Origin of the sequence: Streptococcus mitis (assembly GCF_003943905.1) — a bacterium.
GTDB lineage: Bacteria > Bacillota > Bacilli > Lactobacillales > Streptococcaceae > Streptococcus > Streptococcus mitis_BC.
In genome coordinates this window covers 111,694-127,327 of the sequence record NZ_RJNS01000005.1, presented here as the reverse complement: position 1 = coordinate 127,327, position 15,634 = coordinate 111,694, and the positions used below count along the sequence as shown (strand labels likewise).

Annotated in this window: 10 protein-coding genes; all 10 read left to right on the top strand. The window is 44.1% G+C overall.

Features of this window, described 5'->3' with window-relative positions:
• Positions 1 to 202: 202 nt before the first annotated feature.
• The 10 genes from comA to purD all read left to right on the top strand — a co-directional run bounded on the left by comA (position 203) and on the right by purD (position 15,618).
• Positions 203 to 2,356 carry a peptide cleavage/export ABC transporter ComA gene (gene comA, locus D8854_RS08725; protein ID WP_125450542.1) on the top strand — a complete coding sequence of 718 codons (2,154 nt, stop codon included), beginning with the start codon at positions 203 to 205 and terminating at the stop codon, positions 2,354 to 2,356.
• A gap of 12 nt (positions 2,357 to 2,368) precedes the next feature.
• Positions 2,369 to 3,718 (top strand): competence pheromone export protein ComB, encoded by a 1,350-nt coding sequence (gene comB / locus D8854_RS08720; protein ID WP_125450541.1) that lies wholly within the window; start codon positions 2,369 to 2,371, stop codon positions 3,716 to 3,718.
• Positions 3,719 to 3,885: 167 nt separating this feature from the next.
• Positions 3,886 to 4,593 carry a phosphoribosylaminoimidazolesuccinocarboxamide synthase gene (gene purC / locus D8854_RS08715; RefSeq protein WP_125450540.1) on the top strand — a complete coding sequence of 236 codons (708 nt, stop codon included), beginning with the start codon at positions 3,886 to 3,888 and terminating at the stop codon, positions 4,591 to 4,593.
• Between the two features lie 37 nt (positions 4,594 to 4,630).
• The gene (locus D8854_RS08710) at positions 4,631 to 8,356 is read left to right on the top strand and encodes a phosphoribosylformylglycinamidine synthase (protein ID WP_125450539.1); all 3,726 of its coding nucleotides are present in this window, start codon (positions 4,631 to 4,633) and stop codon (positions 8,354 to 8,356) included.
• A gap of 160 nt (positions 8,357 to 8,516) precedes the next feature.
• Entirely contained in the window at positions 8,517 to 9,959 is a 1,443-nt protein-coding gene (gene purF, locus D8854_RS08705) for an amidophosphoribosyltransferase (protein ID WP_125450538.1), read from the top strand.
• A gap of 32 nt (positions 9,960 to 9,991) precedes the next feature.
• Entirely contained in the window at positions 9,992 to 11,014 is a 1,023-nt protein-coding gene (purM, locus tag D8854_RS08700) for a phosphoribosylformylglycinamidine cyclo-ligase (RefSeq protein ID WP_125450537.1), read from the top strand.
• On the top strand, positions 11,011 to 11,565 hold the full coding sequence (purN, locus tag D8854_RS08695; RefSeq protein WP_084872161.1) for a phosphoribosylglycinamide formyltransferase: 555 nt from the start codon (positions 11,011 to 11,013) through the stop codon (positions 11,563 to 11,565). Before purM ends, purN begins: the two co-directional genes overlap by 4 nt.
• Complete coding sequence (locus tag D8854_RS08690; RefSeq protein WP_084872160.1) at positions 11,562 to 12,698, top strand: hypothetical protein; 1,137 nt, start codon at positions 11,562 to 11,564, stop codon at positions 12,696 to 12,698. Before purN ends, D8854_RS08690 begins: the two co-directional genes overlap by 4 nt.
• On the top strand, positions 12,691 to 14,238 hold the full coding sequence (purH, locus tag D8854_RS08685) for a bifunctional phosphoribosylaminoimidazolecarboxamide formyltransferase/IMP cyclohydrolase (RefSeq protein WP_125450536.1): 1,548 nt from the start codon (positions 12,691 to 12,693) through the stop codon (positions 14,236 to 14,238). Before D8854_RS08690 ends, purH begins: the two co-directional genes overlap by 8 nt.
• Positions 14,239 to 14,358: 120 nt before the next feature.
• Entirely contained in the window at positions 14,359 to 15,618 is a 1,260-nt protein-coding gene (gene purD / locus D8854_RS08680) for a phosphoribosylamine--glycine ligase (RefSeq protein WP_125450535.1), read from the top strand.
• The last annotated feature ends 16 nt before the right edge of the window (positions 15,619 to 15,634 follow it).

Here is a 15,634-nt window from a genome sequence, read left to right as displayed (position 1 = left end):
CAGGGTGACAGTAAAAAGTCAATTTCCTTTTATACTATATTTTTAGTAGGTAGGACACTTGTTCTGCCTATTTTCTTTGACTAAAAGTGCTGTTCAGGCGTGGATATTGTTTTTTCAGAAATAATTCCCTTATTTCTTCTTTGTTTGGTTAAAATAATCTTACAAAGTTTTTTTAAGAGATTATTAGAAAAAGGAGATGGATATGAAATTTGGAAAAAGACACTATCGTCCCCAGGTGGATCAGATGGATTGTGGCGTGGCTTCCTTGGCTATGGTCTTTGGCTACTACGGTAGTTATTACTCCTTGGCTCATCTACGAGAGTTGGCCAAGACGACCATGGATGGGACGACCGCTTTGGGTCTTGTAAAGGTAGCAGAGGAACTTAGTTTTGAAACACGGGCTATCAAGGCGGATATGACGCTCTTTGACTTGCCAGATTTGACCTTTCCTTTTGTGGCCCATGTGCTCAAGGAAGGGAAATTGCTCCACTACTATGTGGTGACAGGTCAGGATAAGAAGACCATCCATATCGCTGATCCAGATCCTGGTGTCAAGCTGACCAAGATTTCCCATGAGCGATTTGCGCAAGAGTGGACAGGGGTCAGTCTCTTTATGGCGCCATCTCCAGACTATAAACCTCATAAGGAGAAAAAACAGGGGCTCCTATCCTTCTTGCCCATCTTATTCAAACAGCGTGGCTTAATTACCAATATCGTCCTAGCGACACTCTTGGTAACCTTGATCAATATCGTGGGTTCCTACTATCTTCAGTCCATCATTGATAGTTACGTACCAGACCAGATGCGCTCAACGCTGGGCATCATCTCTATTGGGCTGGTCATCGTCTATATTCTCCAGCAGATCTTGTCCTACGCGCAGGAATACCTCCTACTAATCCTTGGGCAACGCTTGTCGATTGACGTGATTTTGTCTTATATCAAGCATGTTTTTCACCTGCCGATGTCCTTTTTCGCGACACGCAGGACAGGAGAAATCGTGTCTCGTTTTACAGATGCCAATAGTATCATCGATGCGCTGGCGTCGACCATTCTATCGATCTTTTTGGATGTGTCGACGATTTTGATTATTTCGCTTGTCTTGTTTTCACAAAATATGACACTCTTTTTCATTAGTCTACTTGCGCTTCCCATCTATACAGTGATTATCTTTGTCTTTATGAAACCTTTTGAAAAGATGAATCGGGATACCATGGAAGCCAATGCGGTTCTGTCTTCTTCTATCATCGAGGACATCAACGGTATTGAGACCATTAAGTCTTTGACCAGTGAAAGTTCACGCTATCAAAAGATTGACAAGGAATTTGTGGCTTATCTGAAAAAATCTTTTACCTATAGTCGGGCAGAAAGCCAGCAAAAGGCTCTGAAAAAACTTGCCCAGCTCCTGCTCAATATTGCTGTTCTCTGGATGGGAGCTATTCTCGTCATGGATGGGAAAATGAGTTTGGGCCAGCTGATCACTTATAATACCCTGCTTGTTTACTTTACCAATCCTTTGGAAAATATCATCAACCTGCAAACCAAACTTCAGACAGCGCAGGTTGCCAATAATCGCTTAAATGAGGTTTATCTAGTAGCTTCGGAGTTTGAGGAGAAGAAAACGGTCGAAGATTTGGGTATGATGAAAGGAGATATGACTTTCAATCAGGTTCACTACAAGTATGGCTACGGTCGAGATGTTTTGTCGGATATCAATTTGACCATTCCGCAAGGTTCTAAAGTGGCTTTTGTGGGGATTTCAGGGTCAGGCAAAACGACCTTGGCCAAGATGATGGTTAATTTTTACGACCCAAGTCAGGGAGAGATTAGTCTGGGTGGTGTCAATCTCAACCAGATTGACAAAAAGGCTTTGCGCCAGTACATTAACTATCTGCCTCAACAGCCCTATGTCTTTAACGGGACGATTATGGAGAATCTTCTCCTTGGAGCCAAGGAGGGGACGACTCAAGAGGATATCTTACGGGCGGTCGAATTGGCAGAGATTCGGGAGGACATTGAGCGTATGCCCCTGAATTACCAGACGGAATTGACTTCGGATGGGGCAGGTATTTCAGGTGGGCAACGGCAGCGAATCGCTCTGGCGCGTGCTCTCTTGACGGATGCACCTGTCTTGATATTGGATGAGGCGACCAGCAGTCTGGATATCTTGACAGAGAAGCGAATTGTTGATAATCTCATGGCTTTAGACAAGACCTTGATTTTCATTGTCCACCGCTTGACCATTGCTGAGCGGACAGAAAAGGTTGTTGTTTTGGATCAGGGCAAGATTATCGAAGAAGGAAACCATGTAGACTTGCTTGCTCGAGGTGGATTTTACGCCCATTTGGTAAATAGCTAGAAAGAGGAGAAGATGCAACCAGAATTTTTAGAAAGTGCGGAGTTTTACCATCGTCGTTACCATAATTTTTCCAGTCGGGTGATTGTACCCATGTTTCTTCTGCTCGTGTTTTTACTTGGCTTTGCAGTTTTTGCAGAGAAGGAGATTAGTTTGTCTACCAGAGCGACTGTCGAACCTAGTCGGATCATTGCCAATATCCAATCGACTAGCAATCAACGCATTGTGGCCAATTATCTGGAAGAAAACAAGTTGGTCAAGCAAGGAGATCTGCTCGTTCAGTACCAGCAAGGGGCGGAGGCTGTTCAAGCTGAAGCATATGCCAATCAGTTGGAGATGTTAAAGGATCAAAAAAAGCAGTTGGGTTATTTGCAATCCAGTTTGAAAGAGGGGAGTGATCAATTTCCAGAGGCAGATAAGTTTGGTTATCAGGAGATGTTTCGAGACTATCTCAGCCAAGCGAATAGTCTGAGGAGTAATGTTTCTCAGCAAAATGCCAGCATCTCCTCACAGAATGCGGCAGCAAGTCAGAGTCAGGCCGAGATTGGCAATCTTATCAGCCAAACAGAGGATAAAATCCGAGACTACAAAACAGCTAAGTCGGCTATTGAAACAGGGGCTCAATTAGATCGTCAGAATCCAGTCTACTCTTTTTATCAGACCTATAAAAACCAAGCTGGAGAAGATCCGCAAGCTAAATCGCAAGTTATTGCACAGGTGGATGCCCAAATTAGCCAGCTAGAGTCTAGTTTAGCTACTTATCGTGTGCAGTATGCGGGATCTGGAGCTCAACAAGCCTATGCAACGGGACTGGCTAGTCAGCTGGAATCGCTCAAGTCCCAGCACTTAGTCAAAGTTGGCCAGGAATTAACCCTTCTAGATCAGAAAATTTTAGAAGCAGAATCGGGTAAGAAAGTCCAGGGAGGTCTCCTAGATAAGGGGAAAATCACAGCAAGCGAGGATGGGGTGCTTCACCTTAATCCTGAGACCAGTGATTCTACCATGGTCGCAGAAGGAACCCTGCTAGCCCAACTGTATCCGGCCTTGGAAAGAGAAGGCAAAACCAAACTCACAGCTTATCTCAGTTCGAAAGATGTTGCAAGGCTCAAAGTAGGTGATTCTGTTCGCTTTACTACAAGCAAGGATGCCAACAAAGAACTTATTCTTGTTTCTGCGATTACGAATATTGATGCGACAGCTACCAAGACTGAAAAGGGAAATTTCTTTAAAATAGAGGCGGAGACAAGTCTGGCTCCTGAACAAGCAGAAGAGCTTCGCTACGGTTCAGAAGGACGTTTGACACTAATCACAGGAAAGAAAAGTTATCTGCGATACTACTTAGATCAATTTTTGAACAGAGAATAATGTTTGTTTTTAACGCGATTTTATACTTTTAAAACTGTAAAATGTTTTGATTTTACAGTTTTTCTTAATGTTAAAAAGAGGTATCTTCGCCGTCGTTCGCAAATTCTTGCTATTTTCGTTATTTTGTAGTAGAATGAAGTAAAGAAATACGAAAGGCGAACTTTAAAATGTCAAAACAACTGATCTATTCGGGAAAAGCCAAGGATATCTATACAACTGAGGATGAAAATCTCATTATTTCAACTTACAAGGATCAGGCAACTGCCTTCAACGGTGTCAAGAAGGAGCAGATTGCAGGCAAGGGAGTCTTGAATAATCAGATTTCATCTTTTATTTTTGAAAAGTTAAATGCTGCTGGTGTGGCGACTCACTTTGTGGAGAAACTTTCGGATACGGAACAACTCAATAAAAAGGTTGAGATTATTCCTCTAGAAGTTGTGCTCCGCAACTACACGGCTGGATCCTTTTCAAAACGTTTTGGCGTTGATGAGGGCATCGCATTTGAGACTCCGATTGTCGAATTTTACTATAAAAATGATGATTTGGATGATCCGTTTATCAATGATGAGCATGTGAAATTCCTAAAGATTGCAGATGACCAGCAGATTGCTTACTTGAAAGAAGAAACCCGTCGTATCAATGAACTTTTGAAAGTTTGGTTTGCTGAGATTGGTCTCAAATTGATTGACTTTAAGCTAGAGTTCGGTTTTGACAAGGATGGTAAGATCATCTTGGCAGACGAATTTTCACCAGATAATTGCCGCTTGTGGGACGCAGATGGCAACCACATGGACAAGGATGTTTTCCGTAGGGGATTGGGAGAACTGACCGATGTTTACGAGGTTGTCTGGGAAAAGTTGCAGGAATTGAAATAATCTGTTTGCAAGAGCTGAAATAAAGGAATAAGAATTGATGAATAAACGTATTTTTGTTGAGAAAAAGGCTGATTTTCAGGTCAAGTCAGAGAGTTTGGTAAGAGAACTCCAACACAACTTGGGGCTTTCAACTTTGAAAAGTATTCGCATTGTGCAGGTTTATGATGTCTTTGATTTGGCAGAGGACTTGTTTGCATCTGCAGAGAAGCACATCTTCTCTGAGCAGGTAACAGACCATGTCTTGGATGAATTAGCCGTGCAAGCGGATCTTGCTAACTATGCTTTCTTTGCCATTGAAAGCCTTCCGGGGCAGTTTGACCAACGTGCAGCTTCTTCACAGGAAGCCTTGCTTTTACTGGGAAGTTCAAGTGATGTGACGGTCAACACAGCTCAACTTTACTTGGTTAATAAAGATATTGATGCGACTGAGTTAGAAGCAGTCAAGAACTACCTGCTCAATCCAGTTGATTCTCGTTTCAAGGACATCACGACAGGGATTGCCAAGCAGGAATTTTCTGAGTCAGACAAGACTATTCCCAAATTGACTTTCTTTGAAAACTATATGGCAGACGACTTTGCTCGCTACAAGGCCGAACAAGGAATGGCCATGGAAGTGGACGATTTGCTCTTTATCCAAGACTACTTCAAGTCAATCGGGCGCGTGCCGACGGAAACAGAGCTCAAGGTTTTGGACACTTATTGGTCTGACCACTGCCGTCACACGACTTTTGAGACCGAGTTGAAACACATTGATTTCTCAGCTTCTAAATTCCAAAAGCAATTGCAAGCGACTTATGACAAGTATATTGCCATGCGTGAGGAACTAGGTCGGTCTGAAAAGCCACAAACCTTGATGGATATGGCGACTATTTTTGGTCGTTATGAGCGTGCTAATGGTCGTTTGGACGATATGGAAGTGTCTGACGAAATCAATGCATGCTCGGTTGAAATCGAAGTGGACGTTGATGGTGTCAAGGAACCTTGGCTTCTTATGTTCAAAAACGAAACCCACAACCACCCAACGGAAATTGAGCCATTTGGTGGCGCGGCTACTTGTATTGGTGGCGCCATTCGTGACCCGTTGTCAGGCCGATCTTACGTTTACCAAGCCATGCGTATCTCTGGTGCGGGTGATATTACGGCTCCGATTTCGGAAACGCGTGCTGGTAAATTGCCACAACAAGTCATTTCGAAAACAGCGGCTCATGGTTATTCTTCGTATGGTAACCAAATTGGTCTGGCAACGACTTACGTTCGTGAATACTTCCACCCAGGCTTTGTAGCTAAACGTATGGAGCTTGGTGCCGTTGTCGGTGCTGCTCCAAAGGGCAATGTAGTCCGTGAAAAACCGGAAGCGGGCGATGTGATTATCCTCCTTGGAGGCAAGACCGGCCGTGATGGTGTTGGTGGTGCGACAGGGTCTTCTAAGGTTCAAACAGTTGAGTCTGTAGAGACTGCTGGTGCTGAGGTTCAAAAAGGGAATGCCATCGAAGAACGCAAGATTCAACGTCTTTTCCGTAATGGAGATGTCACTCGTCTCATCAAGAAGTCCAATGACTTTGGTGCTGGTGGTGTCTGTGTGGCTATCGGTGAATTGGCAGACGGTCTTGAAATTGACCTCAACAAGGTTCCTCTTAAATACCAAGGCTTGAACGGTACAGAAATTGCCATTTCTGAATCACAAGAGCGGATGGCAGTTGTGGTGCGTCCTGAAGACGTAGATGCTTTCGTTGCGGAATGTAACAAAGAAAATATTGACGCTGTTGTTGTGGCAAAAGTGACTGAAAAACCAAATCTTGTCATGCACTGGAATAGCGAAATCATTGTCGACTTGGAACGTCGTTTCCTGGATACAAACGGCGTGCGCGTAGTCGTTGATGCAAAGGTGGTAGACAAGGATGTCAAGCTTCCAGAAGATCGAACAACAAGCACTAACACACTTGAAGCTGATACCCTTGCGGTTCTATCTGATCTCAACCATGCGAGTCAAAAAGGCTTACAAACTATCTTTGACTGTTCGGTCGGTCGTTCCACTGTCAACCACCCACTTGGTGGTCGCTACCAACTCACTCCAACTGAGGCATCTGTGCAAAAATTGCCAGTTCAACACGGTGTAACTCATACTGCGTCAGTCATGGCTCAAGGATTTAACCCTTATGTAGCAGAATGGTCTCCATATCACGGTGCTGCCTATGCAGTAGTCGAAGCGACTGCTCGTTTGGTGGCTGTTGGTGCCAACTGGCCTAAGGCTCGCTTCTCTTACCAAGAGTACTTTGAGCGCATGGACAAACAAGCTGAGCGCTTTGGTCAGCCAGTAGCAGCTCTCCTAGGCTCTATCGAAGCACAAATCCAACTTGGCTTGCCATCTATCGGTGGGAAGGACTCTATGTCTGGTACCTTTGAGGAATTAACCGTACCACCAACCTTGGTTGCCTTTGGGGTGACGACGGCGGATAGCCGTAAGGTGCTTTCTCCTGAGTTCAAATCTGCTGGTGAAAACATCTACTACATCCCAGGTCAAGCTCTAGCACAAGAAATTGACTTTGATCTTATCAAGTCTAATTTTGCTCAATTTGAAGCTATCCAAGCTGGACACAAAGTAACATCTGCATCAGCTGTTAAATACGGAGGTGTCCTTGAAAGCTTGGTCCTTGCTACTTTTGGGAACCATATTGGTGCAGAGGTGACCTTGCCTGAACTTGAAAGTTCTTTAACAGCTCAATTGGGCGGATTTGTCTTCACATCTCCTGAAGAGATTGCTGGAGTAGAGAAAATCGGTCAAACAAGCGCAGACTTTACACTCCTTGTCAACGGTGTGAAGTTAGATGGACAGAAACTTGACAGCGTCTTCCAAGGAAAACTAGAAGAAGTTTACCCTACTGAATTTGCACAAGCCAAAGAATTGGCTGAAGTTCCAGCTGCCGCTTCTGACGCAGTCATCAAAGCCAAGGAAACTATTGAAAAACCTGTGGTTTACATCCCAGTCTTCCCAGGAACCAACTCAGAATATGATTCAGCAAAAGCTTTTGAAAAAGAAGGTGCAGAAGTTAACTTGGTGCCATTTGTGACCTTGAATGAAGAAGCTATTGTCAAGTCAGTTGAAACCATGGTTGACAATATCGGCAAGGCAAACATTCTCTTCTTTGCAGGTGGATTCTCAGCTGCGGATGAGCCGGATGGATCAGCTAAATTTATTGTCAATATCCTGCTCAATGAAAAAGTGCGTGCAGCCATTGATAGCTTTATCGCTCGTGGTGGCTTGATTATCGGTATTTGTAATGGATTCCAGGCCTTGGTCAAATCGGGTCTTCTTCCATACGGGAACTTTGAGGATGCTAACAGTACTAGTCCAACCCTCTTCTACAATGATGCCAACCAGCACGTGGCCAAGATGGTGGAAACTCGGATTGCCAATACCAATTCGCCATGGTTGGCTGGTGTGCAAGTGGGCGATATCCATGCCATTCCTGTATCGCACGGCGAAGGGAAGTTTGTCGTGACGGCTGAGGAATTTGCAGAGCTCCGTGACAATGGTCAAATCTTTAGCCAATACGTTGACTTTGAAGGCAAACCAAGTATGGACTCTAAGTACAATCCAAATGGTTCTGTAAATGCCATCGAAGGAATCACTAGCAAGAACGGTCAAATTATCGGTAAAATGGGACACTCAGAACGTTATGAAGACGGTCTTTTCCAAAATATCCCAGGAAATAAAGACCAGCATCTGTTTGCGTCGGCGGTTAAATACTTTACTGGAAAATAAGATTTGCAGATTTTCTAATAGATAGTATCCGTAATGTAAAAGTCATGTAGATCTAGTTCGTGTTGATTGCAAAGCTTTATTTTGCGAGTGAAACGAGCTTCTACTGTATCATTCTGCTCTACTAAAGGAATGATACATAAATAAAAATTAGGTATAAAAAATGACATACGAAGTAAAATCTCTTAATGAAGAATGTGGTGTTTTTGGTATATGGGGCCATCCAGATGCTGCTAAATTGACCTATTTTGGTCTCCATAGTCTTCAGCACCGTGGTCAGGAGGGGGCAGGAATCCTCTCCAATGATCAAGGACAATTGAAGCGTCATCGTGATATGGGGCTTTTATCAGAAGTGTTCAGAAATCCAGCTAATTTGGATAAACTAACTGGAACGAGCGCGATTGGGCATGTGCGTTATGCGACTGCTGGCGAAGCTTCTGTGGATAACATTCAGCCCTTCCTCTTTCGCTTTCATGATATGCAGTTTGGACTGGCTCACAATGGGAACCTGACCAATGCAGAATCTCTTAAGAAAGAATTGGAACAAAGAGGTGCTATTTTCAGCTCAACCTCTGATTCAGAAATCTTAGCCCACCTCATTCGTCGGAGTCACAATCCGAACTTGATGGGTAAAATCAAGGAAGCACTCAGTCTCGTCAAAGGTGGCTTTGCTTATATCCTGCTGTTTGAGGACAAGTTGATTGCGGCGCTTGACCCTAATGGATTCCGTCCACTTTCGATTGGGAAAATGAGCAACGGAGCGGTAGTGGTTTCTTCCGAAACCTGTGCTTTTGAAGTTATTGGTGCTGAGTGGATTCGAGATTTGAAGCCTGGAGAGATTGTGATCATTGATGATAAGGGCATCCAGTATGATAGCTATACAGATGATACCCAGCTTGCGATCTGTTCTATGGAGTATATCTACTTTGCCCGTCCTGACTCCAATATCCATGGTGTCAATGTCCATACAGCTCGCAAACGTATGGGGGCTCAATTGGCGCGTGAATTTAAGCACGAAGCGGATATCGTGGTTGGTGTGCCCAATTCCTCACTCAGCGCAGCTATGGGATTTGCGGAGGAGTCTGGTCTGCCAAATGAAATGGGTCTCATCAAGAACCAATACACGCAACGCACCTTTATCCAACCGACTCAAGAATTGCGGGAGCAAGGAGTCCGGATGAAGCTATCTGCTGTTTCGGGCGTTGTCAAAGGCAAACGTGTCGTCATGATTGATGATTCCATTGTTCGTGGGACAACCTCTCGTCGCATCGTTCAGCTCTTGAAAGAAGCAGGTGCGTCTGAGGTTCACGTTGCTATTGGAAGTCCTGCGCTAGCTTATCCATGTTTCTACGGGATTGATATCCAGACGCGTCAGGAGCTGATTGCGGCTAATCATACGGTCGAAGAAACCTGCCAAATCATTGGTGCGGATAGCCTGACCTATCTTTCTGTTGAAGGTTTGATTGATTCGATTGGTATTGAAACAGATGCGCCGAACGGTGGTCTCTGTGTCGCTTACTTTGACGGCGACTACCCAACTCCTCTCTACGACTATGAGGAAGAATATCGTAGAAGTTTGGAAGAAAAGACCAGTTTTTACAAATAAGCTATTCTTCATAAAAGAAAAGGAATAAACAAATGACAAATAAAAATGCTTATGCGCAATCCGGTGTGGATGTTGAAGCGGGTTATGAAGTTGTTGAACGAATCAAAAAGCACGTGGCTCGTACGGAGCGTGCAGGTGTCATGGGAGCTCTGGGTGGCTTTGGTGGCATGTTTGACCTTTCAAAAACAGGTGTCAAAGAGCCTGTCTTGATTTCGGGAACTGACGGCGTCGGCACTAAGCTCATGCTGGCTATCAAGTACGACAAGCATGACACGATTGGGCAGGACTGTGTAGCCATGTGTGTCAATGATATCATCGCTGCAGGTGCGGAGCCTCTCTATTTCCTCGACTATGTGGCGACAGGGAAGAATGAACCAGCTAAACTAGAACAAGTGGTTGCTGGTGTGGCAGAAGGCTGTGTGCAGGCTGGTGCAGCTCTCATCGGTGGAGAAACGGCTGAAATGCCTGGTATGTATGGCGCAGATGATTATGACTTGGCTGGTTTTGCGGTCGGCGTGGCTGAAAAATCTCAAATCATTGACGGTTCAAAAGTGGCAGAAGGTGATGTTCTTCTCGGACTTGCTTCAAGTGGGATTCACTCAAATGGTTACTCACTCGTGCGTCGTGTTTTTGCGGACTACACAGGTGAGGAAGTCTTGCCAGAATTGGAAGGCAAGAAACTCAAGGAAGTTCTTCTTGAGCCGACTCGTATCTATGTCAAGGCTGTCTTACCACTCATCAAGGAAGAGTTGGTCAACGGTATTGCCCACATCACAGGTGGTGGATTTATCGAGAATGTCCCTCGTATGTTTGCGGCTGACCTAGCTGCGGAAATTGAAGAAGACAAGGTTCCAGTCCTTCCTATTTTCAAAGCTCTTGAAAAATACGGTGAAATCAAGCATGAAGAAATGTTTGAAATCTTCAATATGGGTGTGGGACTCATGTTGGCAGTTAGCCCTGAAAATGTAGGTCGCATCAAGGAATTGCTGGATGAACCAGTCTATGAGATTGGTCGCATCGTCAAGAAAGAAAACGAAAGTGTCATCATCAAATGAAAAAAATAGCGGTTTTTGCCTCTGGTAACGGCTCAAATTTTCAGGTGATTGCTGAAGAATTTCCGGTGGAGTTTGTCTTTTCAGACCATCGTGACGCCTATGTGCTCGAACGTGCAGACAAGCTCGGCGTCCTGTCCTATGCTTTTGAACTCAAGGAGTTTGAGAACAAGGCGGACTACGAAGCAGCTCTTGTCGAGCTCTTGGAAGAACACCAGATTGACTTGGTTTGTTTAGCAGGCTATATGAAAATCGTTGGGCCAACTTTATTGTCAGCTTATGAGGGCCGAATTATCAACATTCATCCAGCCTACCTGCCAGAATTTCCAGGAGCTCATGGGATTGAGGACGCTTGGAATGCTGGAGTTACTGAGAGCGGCGTGACCATTCACTGGGTGGACTCAGGTGTGGATACAGGCAAGGTCATCAAACAGGTTCGTGTACCACGCCTTGAAGGGGATACCGTGGATACTTTCGAGACTCGCATCCACGAAACAGAGTACAAACTTTATCCAGAAGTCTTGGATAGTTTGGGAGCGGAGAGGAAATTATGAAAAAACCACAAGCTAAAGGATATTTATTAGAAATTGTACTGGCTAAGTTATTAAAAGTTAACGGATATGATTTAGTAACGAGTACCGATAATGAGATTGTAGATTTACCTAGGAATGGCCTAAATATCAAGGGGAGAGGTGGTTACCATCAATTTGATTCGTTAGGAACGTTTCGTATTACACCACCATTTGTATATCCTATACGTTTATTTTTAGAGGCTAAATTTTATACCAGTAATAAGGTAGGTATAGATAGAGTTAGAATGGGAATAGGTATTCTACAAGACGTAAATACTAATTATTCTACAGTTGAGATGACTAGTCAAGAGTTAAAGTTGCCTAAATATCATTATAATTATGCTCTTTTTTCGACATCGGGATTTACAGATGATGCTCAAAGATTGGCTATAGCTCATAAGATTTATTTAATGGATTTATCATCTGGCTATTATAGCTGGATCAGGGATTTTATAAATCAAATTGTAGATAGATTGTTTTCCATTCACAATATTCGCAATGATATTAGTAGCGATATTTTTAATAACTTTAAAGAGGATTTTTCTAGGTGGATTAATAGTTTAAGTTATGATCAACTAAATAGCTGGTTTGATTTTGACAGTCGCCAACCAATTGTGCATGAATTTGTAGATAAATTGCAAAATGTTGGAAGTATTTATATAGCGAGCACAAAGAGTTCACAAATTATAGCGCTTATACCTAATGACGATGAAAAATTTCGTAAGTCGCTACGTAGAAACCCGCATCAAGAAGTAACAATCACTTGGAATGAAACTGAGAGAAATGTATGGATAATTAATCCCGCTGAATATGATAATGATACAAACTATGAACTTACATTTCAATTACCATTTGTTATTCGAGAGTATATTTTCAATAACTCAGTAAATCAGTATAAGAGTGCTTATGATGAAAAAGGAAGAAGTTTTGGGATGCTATCATTTATCGCTTATCTTGATGGAATAAATCCTACTTTGTGTACACTAAAATTTAATGAAGAAGAAACGAAACGCAGGGTAGATCGCTATAATCTACAGTTTAGAAATGAAAGAGCAACTAGAGACCTGGTAGATCGCTATAATCCACAGTTTAGATTGGAGAATAATAATGACTAAACGAGCACTTATTTCAGTCTCAGATAAAGCGGGCATCGTTGAATTTGCCCAAGAACTCAAAAAACTTGGTTGGGATATCATCTCAACTGGTGGTACTAAAGTTGCCCTTGACAATGCTGGGGTGGATACTATCGCCATCGACGATGTGACTGGTTTCCCAGAAATGATGGACGGTCGTGTCAAGACCCTTCACCCAAATATCCATGGTGGTCTCCTCGCTCGTCGTGATCTCGATAGTCACCTAGAGGCTGCTAAGGACAACAAAATTGAGTTGATCGACCTTGTCGTAGTCAACCTTTACCCATTCAAGGAAACCATCCTCAAACCAGACGTGACATACGCGGATGCGGTTGAAAACATCGATATCGGTGGGCCGTCTATGCTTCGTTCAGCAGCTAAAAACCATGCCAGCGTGACGGTTGTGGTAGACCCTGCTGACTATGCAGTGGTTTTGGACGAATTGGCAGCAAATGGTGAAACTACTTATGAAACTCGTCAACGTTTGGCGGCTAAGGTTTTCCGCCACACAGCAGCTTATGATGCTTTGATTGCGGCATATTTCACTGCTCAAGTGGGTGAAAGCAAACCTGAAAAACTCACTTTGACCTATGACCTCAAGCAACCCATGCGTTACGGTGAAAACCCTCAGCAGGATGCAGACTTCTACCAAAAAGCTCTTCCTACGGAATACTCCATTGCATCCGCTAAACAGCTAAACGGGAAAGAATTGTCCTTTAACAATATCCGTGATGCGGATGCAGCTATCCGTATCATCCGTGATTTCAAAGACCGTCCAACTGTTGTGGCTCTCAAACACATGAACCCATGTGGAATCGGTCAGGCTGACAACATTGAAACAGCTTGGGACTACGCTTATGAATCTGACCCGGTGTCTATCTTTGGTGGAATTGTCGTCCTTAACCGTGAGGTGGATGCTGCGACTGCTGAGAAGATGCACGGTGTATTCCTCGAGATCATCATCGCACCGAGCTATACGGATGAAGCGCTAGCTATTTTGACCAATAAAAAGAAAAACTTGCGCATCCTTGCCTTGCCATTTGATGCTCAAGATGCTAGTGAGGTAGAGGCAGAATACACAGGCGTGGTTGGTGGACTTCTTGTGCAAAATCAAGACGTGGTCAAGGAAAGCCCAGCTGACTGGCAAGTGGTGACCAAGCGCCAGCCAACCGAGACAGAAGCGACTGCTCTTGAGTTCGCTTGGAAAGCTATCAAGTACGTCAAATCAAACGGGATCATCGTGACCAACGACCACATGACACTTGGCGTTGGGCCAGGTCAAACCAACCGAGTGGCTTCTGTTCGCATTGCCATTGACCAAGCTAAAGACCGCCTTGACGGCGCTGTGCTTGCTTCCGACGCCTTCTTCCCATTTGCGGATAACGTGGAAGAAATCGCTAAAGCAGGTATCAAAGCCATCATCCAACCAGGTGGCTCAGTTCGTGACCAAGAGTCTATCGAAGCTGCTGACAAATACGGTTTGACTATGGTCTTCACAGGTGTGAGACATTTTAGACATTAAAAAACGAAAGGGAAGAAAACAGTTTCTTTCCTTTTTTGGCTTAAAATGCTAAGTGAAACAAGATTAAAACGAACGTTTGTGGTATAATGTTAGTAAATAATTCGCAAAAGAGGTTGATAGATGAAGCTGTTAGTTGTCGGTTCGGGTGGTCGTGAACATGCGATTGCTAAGAAGTTACTTGAGTCAAAAGACGTTGAAAAAGTTTTTGTAGCTCCTGGAAATGACGGAATGACTCTGGATGGTCTAGAATTGGTAAATATCTCTATTTCCGAACATTCTAAACTGATTGAGTTTGCAAAAGCCAACGATATTGCTTGGACCTTCATCGGTCCAGATGATGCCCTTGCTGCTGGTATCGTGGATGATTTTAACAAAGCTGGGCTCAAGGCTTTTGGTCCGACTAGGGCTGCAGCGGAGCTGGAGTGGTCCAAGGATTTTGCTAAGGAAATCATGGTCAAATATGACGTTCCAACAGCAGCCTATGGCACATTTTCAGATTTCGAGGAGGCCAAGGCTTATATCGAGGAGAAAGGCGCTCCTATCGTTGTCAAGGCGGATGGATTGGCGCTCGGGAAAGGTGTCGTCGTTGCGGAGACGGTTGAGCAAGCGGTCGAAGCCGCTCACGAGATGCTTTTGGACAATAAGTTCGGTGACTCGGGGGCGCGAGTGGTCATCGAGGAATTCCTTGACGGAGAAGAGTTCTCTCTCTTTGCCTTTGTCAATGGGGACAAGTTCTACATCATGCCAACGGCTCAGGACCACAAACGTGCTTACGATGGCGACAAGGGACCTAACACTGGTGGGATGGGTGCCTATGCACCAGTTCCTCACTTGCCACAGAGCGTGGTTGACACAGCGGTTGACACCATTGTCAAGCCAGTCCTTGAAGGGATGATCAAAGAAGGTCGTCCGTATCTTGGTGTCCTTTACGCGGGTCTTATCTTGACAGTTGATGGACCTAAGGTTATCGAGTTCAATGCTCGTTTTGGAGATCCCGAAACTCAGATTATCCTGCCTCGTTTGACATCTGACTTTGCACAAAATGTTACGGATATCCTCGATGGGAAGGAGCCAAACATCACATGGACAGATAAGGGTGTGACTCTGGGTGTGGTTGTCGCATCCAAGGGCTATCCATTGGATTATGAAAAAGGTGTTGAGTTGCCAGCCAAGACAGAAGGCGACATCATCACCTACTATGCAGGGGCTAAGTTTGCGGAAAATAGCCAAGACATCCTATCAAACGGTGGCCGTGTTTATATGCTGGTCACAACAGCAGATACTGTCTCAGCTGCGCAGGAAAAAATCTACGACCAACTAAAAAAACAAGACACAACAGGTCTTTTTTATAGGCATGATATTGGTGGTAAGGCTTTGTAAATCAAATCTATGAAAC

Coding starts and splice junctions, on each gene's coding strand:
- comA (WP_125450542.1), top strand. CDS start 203: ATGAAATTTGGAAAAAGACACTATCGTCCCCAGGTGGATCAGATGGAT.
- comB (WP_125450541.1), top strand. CDS start 2,369: ATGCAACCAGAATTTTTAGAAAGTGCGGAGTTTTACCATCGTCGTTAC.
- purC (WP_125450540.1), top strand. CDS start 3,886: ATGTCAAAACAACTGATCTATTCGGGAAAAGCCAAGGATATCTATACA.
- D8854_RS08710 (WP_125450539.1), top strand. CDS start 4,631: ATGAATAAACGTATTTTTGTTGAGAAAAAGGCTGATTTTCAGGTCAAG.
- purF (WP_125450538.1), top strand. CDS start 8,517: ATGACATACGAAGTAAAATCTCTTAATGAAGAATGTGGTGTTTTTGGT.
- purM (WP_125450537.1), top strand. CDS start 9,992: ATGACAAATAAAAATGCTTATGCGCAATCCGGTGTGGATGTTGAAGCG.
- purN (WP_084872161.1), top strand. CDS start 11,011: ATGAAAAAAATAGCGGTTTTTGCCTCTGGTAACGGCTCAAATTTTCAG.
- D8854_RS08690 (WP_084872160.1), top strand. CDS start 11,562: ATGAAAAAACCACAAGCTAAAGGATATTTATTAGAAATTGTACTGGCT.
- purH (WP_125450536.1), top strand. CDS start 12,691: ATGACTAAACGAGCACTTATTTCAGTCTCAGATAAAGCGGGCATCGTT.
- purD (WP_125450535.1), top strand. CDS start 14,359: ATGAAGCTGTTAGTTGTCGGTTCGGGTGGTCGTGAACATGCGATTGCT.